A 1,479-nucleotide genomic window follows, 5' to 3' on the forward strand; every position below is an offset into this window, starting at 1 on the left:
TTTTGTGGTGGGCGGGGCGTTGGTAGGCCTCGCCGGTGGCGAGGATGCGTCCGACGTCATGGTGTGGGGCGCGGTGGCGGTTGGTCGATCCGGGTGGCCGTCCGGGGCCGGGCCGGGAGGGTTTCGGTGCACCGGCTGGCGAGGAGGTTTTCGCACGCAGGTTCCGAAATCCGCGTCGGACGCGGGAGGGAGTGAGGCGCTCGGGTGGGGCTGGCTTTTCCCACGGCCGCCGCAGGTCGGTGGTCAGTGGCCGGGCCAGGCGTAGTTGGGTGTAGGCGGTGATGATCAGCCAACTCCAGCGGTCGGCGGCCTCGGGTTCCCGCAGCTTCGGGACGGTCCAGCCGAGGGTTTGTTTGAACAGCCGGAAGGTGTGTTCGATGTCGAAGCGCCGCAAATACGCTTGCCACAGGCGATCGACATCCGCCTCGGAGGCATCCACTGTCGACCACCACAGCCACACGGGTTTCGCCGCGCCCCCGCTGGGCAGGTGATCGACGGTCAGCCGGATGACCGTGCCTTCGATGATGGGCAGCGGCCCGTGGTGGTCGGCCCAGGCTGCTCGATGGGTCAGTTTCGGGTGCAGCCGGTCCCACGCCTGAGCGTGGACCTGTCCGTACAGGCGAGTGTCGGTGGTCGTCACCGCCTGCTCGGCGCCCCACGAAGCCGGGTCGCCGAAAACGAACTCGCTGCCATGTCTCGGAGGTCGACCACGTGTGCCGGGCCGGCGTGGTGGTGCGGGCCTGCGCAGGACGCGGTCTGAGCGCATCCGGCCAAGGATCTGCACGGGGAGATCGGCCAGCGAATAAGCGATGCGTGGGGCGTCGTATCCGGCATCCAGCACGACGAGGATCTCCGGGTCACCGTCGCGCCACCCACCAGCCGCGATGAGGCATTCGACGACCTGGCGGATCTGGTCGCAGGTCACCGCCGCCACATCGGCTCCCGGCTCAAGCCGTATCGCGTCCAGCAGCGCGGTCCAGGACGTGCGGCCCGTCTCCAGCGCAGCGACGATCGAGTACGGCCAGCCGGGGATCATCAAGTGCTGGTCCTTGCCGCGACCATAGGTATGGCAAAACGAACGCTCCGGTGAGGTATTGGCATCCGGCCGCAACCACGGGGACACGTCGACCGCCAGCACCAGCCGCCCGTCAGCGGCTCGGGGCAGCGGCAGACCAGCCAGCGTCGTCCGCAACCGCTGGACGTCGATGCGCCCACAGTTCATCGCGTCATACAACGCGCCATGTCCGCGCTGATGCTCCGGTGCCAACGACAATCCCACCAAGGACCGGACCGGGCCGTCAGTGCACAACACCGCCTCGGCTAGCTCGAATAACCCATCCGCCCGTGCGCTCAGGCATTCATAGAACTCCTGGCGGAACCTGACCAACTCCCCGAACGCAACCTCACGATCGGGATCGTGCACACTAGCCATCGCAGCCCTTGGATCGATCTTCTTTCTGTGGCAAGAGGAATGATCAA

General features: G+C 67.0%; 1 protein-coding gene. It reads right to left on the minus strand.

The annotated features are described in order from the left end of the window. A partial coding sequence (locus tag AC07EQ_RS43355) for an NF041680 family putative transposase (RefSeq protein WP_478393612.1) occupies window positions 1–1,423 on the minus strand: 1,423 nt, incomplete at its 3' end. Window positions 1,424–1,479 lie beyond the last annotated feature (56 nt).

It is taken from the genome of Saccharopolyspora sp. NPDC045839 (assembly GCF_056431645.1).